The organism is Pseudoruminococcus sp. (assembly GCF_047012705.1).
In the GTDB taxonomy this organism is placed as follows: domain Bacteria; phylum Bacillota; class Clostridia; order Oscillospirales; family Acutalibacteraceae; genus Pseudoruminococcus.
The window spans coordinates 414,966-420,680 of sequence record NZ_JBKXNW010000001.1 but is presented as its reverse complement, the minus strand read 5'-3'; the positions used below and the strand labels follow the sequence as shown (position 1 = coordinate 420,680).

Sequence of the window (5,715 nt, the reverse complement as noted above, 5' to 3'; positions counted from 1 at the left end):
TTGTTTATAATATCATACCCCAACCCAAATGTCAACACTTTTTTCGAAATTTTTTCGATTTTTTACCGATTTTTTTGCTTTTACTTTTTCTTTCCTATATATAGGATTTTTTCGATAAGTTTCATCTAAATGTAGATAAACTTTCCCTACTCTTTAACTTCATTTTACAAAACAAACTTCTCATATAAACCGCATGAAACAAAAAATGATTCTTGATAACTTAGTATGGTGTATGATAAAATGTTCATTGATATAACTTATATAAGCAGAGGTATTATAGAATGAAAGCCCTTTTAGTGATTGATATGCAAAATGTATACATAGGAAAAGACCACTCAAAATTTTTCAATTACAACAGGCAGCAAATAATTTCAGCTGTAAATAATGTAATAGATAATAATGGCGAAAATATAATCATCTACATACAAAATTTCATGAAGAATAATTTTATAAACAAATTTATACCCTTTAAAGCATACAAAGGAACAAAAGGGGCTGAGTTAATTTCCGAATTACATATCGTATCTAATCTTATATTTGATAAATATGTAGGAGATGCCTTTTCAAATAATAAACTAAACGAATTTCTAAGAAATAAAAATGTAGACACTATTGAAGTTATAGGTATTGATGGCGGAGGCTGCGTTGCATTGACGGCATTAGGTGCAATAAAGAACGGTTATAATGTTATCGTCAATACAAATGCTATCGGCACAAGCACAATACTTAATAAAAACAAAGAAAAATATTTTAAAAAGCTTAGGCAACAAGGTGCAGAGTTTATATAGTAGACTTAATGTTATTTTTTAAAGGAGAAAAGTGATTAATATGAATTTTACAGAAACCAACGCTGTCGAACCTGAGATTATTGTAGAAGACACTCATGAAAAATATCTTCCTATGAAAGATATATTAGTACCACAGCTTATTGAGTTTTTAAGAAAGCTTTGTCATATTGAAGAGGAACTGTATTTCAAAGATACAAAAATAGATGAAGACAAAGCTAAAGCTGTCATACCTGAAAATATAGCTAACCAACAAAGCGAAGAACTCTGGAAAGAATATTGTCAGAAATACGGCAAAATCGCAGAAACATTTTGTACGCAAAAATTACTTGATAAAGGCTATGCAAGAAGTATTGGCCAGACTGCACAGTACTCTTATATAAATGAAGGCTGTAAGCTTTCATTCATTATGAAATCAAGCAAGAGAGCCACTATTAAAATCTTTTTTCACGCAGGTGTAGATGAAAGACATAAATTCGTTCTAAAGCTTACCGAGGACGGCTGGAAAATTGATAACAAAAGCTATGACTTTAATGACGATAAATGGCATTCATACACTATTTAAACTAACTGAAAAATCCCACCAGAGCATTTCTATTCGCTCTGATGGGATTTATTTATATTATTTCCTACTTTTGCGTTTTAATCGTGTATAGGTTATTACAAACGAAATAACCGCCATAACACCTACAAATATTAAAACTCTTTGTGTATAACTCATTTCTTCACTATCAGAAGCGTTCGCCTTAGAATTTTCAACTGATTGCCCACTATTTGTTGAAAGTTTTTCCGAATTTTCTACTTTACCTGAATTACTGCTTTCAGCATTTCCGCTCTCAACACTTGCAGAAGTAAAAATAATTTTATCAGGGTCAATCGTCTGCTCAATTATCTCCGCTATACGCCTATGACCCGCTGCATTTGGGTGAATATCAGGGTTAGAGAGCGACATATTTATATATTTTTTATCTGATTCCTTAAACTCCTTACTGATATCGGCAATTTTAAATCCATACTTTTCCGAAAGCTCAAAAAGCGCTGTGTTAAATCCATTTATGCAACCTTCTACACTATCATAAGCACCATCTATATCATCTTTCATATCCGCAAACATAATTGGAGCTACAACGAAAATAGGCTTAAATGGATTATAAACTGTCTGCATAACTATTTCAGCCTTAGGGTTCATTTCTCTAAGCAGATTGATAATCTTTTCTACTGTACTTTTATAGTAAGAAATATCGGAGGTCATATTTTCAGCCGTCAATTTTCCTGCCATATCTATAAGATTCCTTACAGTTTCAGCCGGATTCTCTGCACTATCCGAAGGCAATGCGCCATTCACAAGCTTATCAACAAGGTATAACATATCATTTCCACCGATTGACATAACTATATAGTCCGCCTGTTGAAGTGCAGATTTTTCTTTTTCAGAAGGTTTTTGCAAATCTTCAAGCAATACAGTAGATGTTCTGCCGTTTACAGCGAAGTTATTGCTCTTAAAGTTACCTTCCTCTGTTAATATCTCTACATATGATTTTTCACCCTCAGCAAGCCCGTAGCCACGAGTAATGCTATCACCCAATGCAACGAGCCTTTTCGGTTCATCTGCCTTAGCAGTCTGCTCTGTGGATTCTACATTCTCTTCTAAACTGCTTTCCGATTGAGAGCTTTCATCTGCATAATATATTTGCATTGAAAGTGGTACTATAATAAGTGCAAATAATGTTGCTAAAATCCTTTTCATTATTTATCCTCCAATCTTAATTTATATAAAGAAAAAACAGCTACCGTAGTAGCTGTTCAGTTTATGTTGGCATCTTCCTATTTTTCCAGATCGTCACCAATCAAGTATCTTCGGCACTACTGAGCTTAACTTCCGTGTTCGGCATGGGAACGGGTGGACCCTCAGCGTCATCAATACCAACTCTTTATTTTGTTTTTTGCTGTCGTTCTCTCGACTGCTTGATTATTATAGCACGCTGTTTCAGAAAATGCAAGTGTTTTTTTAAAAAAATTTAAATTTTTTTTTAAAGTCTCTAAAAAATCCAGTATTTATGCAGTCTAATAGCATATGCTACTTTAAAAATTTTTATATTGGAAGTCGTTTTAATGGCTCTTTAAATATATAACAATACTCAATGATAAATTATATATATTGAATCTTTTCACAATAACTATTTCTACCAACAACTTTAGTTACCCTCGAAAATCATATAATCTTGAAATCCAATTCAATAATTATAGCTTTTCAGTTATGTAATGATTTATTTCTTTAATTTACAAATCTATGTTCTAATTTAACAACTTATCTGCTATATATAGCAATAGCCGTTTAAGTTTCATCTATTATTTAATATCTTGCAAGTTTAATCAAGCGGAAATACACTACATCAGGAGTACTACACAGTTTGTTTAGTTTTTTACAGGAAATTCGACATATTTTTCACTGCTTTTTCGCAAGTTCAATATTTCAAACTATATTTGTTGATAATCTTTCCACCTGTAAAAATACCGTAAAATTCAAGGTTTCAAAAAAAGTTTTCCTCATTTTCAACTGAGTTTTCAACACTTTTAACCGAGTTATTGACTTTTTTTCATTGAAAAATCAGTTCAAAACTTTGGCTTTTCCCGTTTTAACACTAAAATGCTGTGATTTTATATGATTTCAACCGCTATTTTTGTTCTCAACAAACTTTTCAACAGCTTTTTGTTGAAAAAGTTGAAAATTACTTCACCGTTCGGTTGAATTATTTTTTATTCAAATTCAGAAAATTCCCAAAATTCACCCCAATATTTTGTGTTATTAATTTTTTTTAAACTCATTTTATAAGATTTTACATTTTTCGCTTATAGAATAAAGATTTGCTTTTCAACATTTTCAACATTTCTATGTTGAAAACACAATTTCTTTCAACTTTTTCCCGTTGAAATCAGCTTACGGAAAATAGTCCTTAGATAACATTCCAAGACGGTCTATGTCATAATAAACGCCGTCTTTTAAAAGCTCACTTCGTGCTGTTCCCTCATATTTAAAGCCTAATTTTTCCATAACTCTCCTTGATGCTCCATTACAGCTCATACAGCAGCCGGCAAGACGATTTAATTTCAGTCCCTCAAAAGCAAGCTTCAGCATAGCTCTGCCACCCTCTGTCGCAAAACCTTGCCCCCATAATTCAGGATTTATAAAATAAGTAATATCACCTCTATTATGTGCTGAACTAATATTAACTATTCCTATATTGCCAATATATTCTCCGCTCCCCTTGAGAAACATTCCAAATTCATATCCGGTTCTGTTTTTTGCATTCGAGCGAAGATATTTTATCCACCATTTTGCTCTTTTTTTGCTGTAATCTCTCGGAATAGCATATGTTGTGCGATAAATTCCCTCATTATTAACAATGCGGACAATACTGTCCGCATCGCTATCCTCATATTCTCTTATAATCAACCGCTCCGTTAAGCATAGAATCATATAATCACCTGATATAAGTTATTCAGCTTTATAGAATGGCTCGGCATTTTTTATAGCATTCTTGCTAAAGTCTGAGCCAAGCTTAATAAAGTCTATATTTTTGCCCTTTGAATAAGCAAGCGCCGATTTTGCAATATCTCCAAAGAGGGCATTTTTTTCGCCATCAAAATCTATTACAAGCAACCAGCTTTCAACATTATCCTTAACCATAAGCTTGAGATATGCTGATTTAACCTCATTATGTTTTTCTAAACACTTGCTTATAGCCTCAATCAGTTCTGTTGGTTTCTCCTTAGGGTCGCCAAGCATAACCTTCGTATCCTTTTCAACTGTAAGCTTCTCAATATTAACATCTTGCTTGCCTGAAACCGTAGATTCTATAACATTTATCATATTTTCATCAAGAATAAGATTAAAACCAAATGGATTTATAACTACTCCATTTTCCTGCTTACTAAAATACTTCAGGTCTTCAAAGCCTATGATATTTCCGCTAAGCTTTTTCTGTTTATCAAATTTTCTGAATTCAATCCAATCTGTGAAGAAAGCAAAGAAATTCTTTCCATCAGCATTTGTAATAAGCGGAATCTTAAATTGACTCTTATCCTTAACAACAAGCTTACCATCTACCATATTTTCAGGATTAGCTTTAAGTTGTGTCGGGTCAAATGGCATCAAATATCTTGCCTTATAAATCTCCATAAACATCTTGGCTTCAAGTTCTCTTGTAGGACGCTTAAATGCAAGTGCCTGAAAGAAATTATCCGCTGCTGCGACAAGACTTGGATTAAGCACAGGTCGCTGTACTTCCGGAATATTAGAGAAATCTGGCTTTCTTATTATATCAAAAAGACTGATTATAAGATATTGCTGACCCTCATCAATCGCAATAAGCTCTATTCCGCTTCTATAAAGTTCCATAAAAAGCTCTGTTCTATCTGCAACCTTACACTCAGCAGGGGCAATAGTCATTCCTTTGCTTTTAAGTTTCTCCTCATAAACATTATAGTATTCTTTCTCCGAAAATATGAATGAAATTGTCTTTCCCTCAAAAATATCCATATGATAGTTATGAGTAACAGGCGAATAAGCCACCCAAATCATATCTTGGTTTTTAATTCTGTCTATAACTTCTGTTATATAAAATTTCTTATTAGTTTCAGCGTATTTTTTTATAAATTTTTGAACCTCTGACATATCATTGCTCCTTAATTTAAAATATTTTCTAATTGAAGTATTAAAACTTTCTATGGTATTATTATAATTCAAATTTTAAAAATTCTCAACTATTTTTGACAAATTTAATATATTTACCCAAAAGTTGTGCGTGACCGCACTGAACAAAACGCGGTGTGTGACCACACTGGACAAGACGCGTAATCGCTCGGCAAGCCTCGCTCGACACTTACAAGGTAAGTTTATTGCCGCGGTCGAAGAAACTACCGATTAACT

Annotated in this window: 5 protein-coding genes and 1 rRNA gene; 2 read left to right on the top strand and 4 right to left on the bottom strand. The window is 32.8% G+C overall.

What is annotated here, in order from left to right:
* Positions 1 to 281: 281 nt before the first annotated feature.
* The gene (locus ACLU24_RS01890; protein WP_412609966.1) at positions 282 to 788 is read left to right on the top strand and encodes a cysteine hydrolase family protein; all 507 of its coding nucleotides are present in this window, start codon (positions 282 to 284) and stop codon (positions 786 to 788) included.
* Between the two features lie 40 nt (positions 789 to 828).
* A complete protein-coding gene (locus ACLU24_RS01885; RefSeq protein ID WP_412609964.1) occupies positions 829 to 1,350 on the top strand; it encodes a hypothetical protein in 522 nt (173 codons plus the stop codon).
* A 57-nt stretch (positions 1,351 to 1,407) separates the two neighbouring features.
* Here the strand turns inward: ACLU24_RS01885 and ACLU24_RS01880 are convergent, their stop codons facing one another.
* The 4 genes from ACLU24_RS01880 to ACLU24_RS01865 form a co-directional block, all read right to left on the bottom strand.
* Entirely contained in the window at positions 1,408 to 2,532 is a 1,125-nt protein-coding gene (locus ACLU24_RS01880) for an SGNH/GDSL hydrolase family protein (protein ID WP_412609962.1), read from the bottom strand.
* 64 nt (positions 2,533 to 2,596) lie between these two features.
* Positions 2,597 to 2,713: ribosomal RNA gene (gene rrf / locus ACLU24_RS01875) — 5S ribosomal RNA — on the bottom strand.
* A 1,010-nt stretch (positions 2,714 to 3,723) separates the two neighbouring features.
* Positions 3,724 to 4,263 (bottom strand): GNAT family N-acetyltransferase, encoded by a 540-nt coding sequence (locus ACLU24_RS01870; RefSeq protein WP_412609960.1) that lies wholly within the window; start codon positions 4,261 to 4,263, stop codon positions 3,724 to 3,726.
* 18 nt (positions 4,264 to 4,281) lie between these two features.
* The gene (locus ACLU24_RS01865) at positions 4,282 to 5,460 is read right to left on the bottom strand and encodes an enhanced serine sensitivity protein SseB (RefSeq protein ID WP_412609958.1); all 1,179 of its coding nucleotides are present in this window, start codon (positions 5,458 to 5,460) and stop codon (positions 4,282 to 4,284) included.
* Between the last annotated feature and the right edge of the window lie 255 nt (positions 5,461 to 5,715).